Annotated in this window: 1 pseudogene; it reads left to right on the plus strand. The window is 66.7% G+C overall.

Annotated features, from left to right (window positions below):
- Nucleotides 1-261 (plus strand): annotated as a pseudogene (locus tag NR072_RS07575) (IS3 family transposase); the annotation flags it as partial.

The raw sequence follows: 261 nt of genomic DNA on the forward strand, positions 1-261 counted from the left end.
TCCCGTCGTGAAGGACCTGGCCCGCGACGGGATTCCCGTGAAACTCTCCTGCCGGGTCCTCGGGTTCTCCCGTCAGGCCTACTACCAGTGGCTGGCCGAACCTGTCAGCGAGCGGGAATGGTCCGACGCGCATGCCGCCAACGCCGTCCTCGATGCCCATGCCGATGACCCGGAGTTCGGATACCGGTTCCTGGCTGATGAGCTCCGCGGCCGTGGCCTGGCCGTGTCGGACCATCAGGTGTTGAAGGCCTGTCGGCTCGT

Source organism: Micrococcus sp. Mcc89 (assembly GCF_024519795.1).
In the GTDB taxonomy this organism is placed as follows: domain Bacteria; phylum Actinomycetota; class Actinomycetes; order Actinomycetales; family Micrococcaceae; genus Micrococcus; species Micrococcus luteus.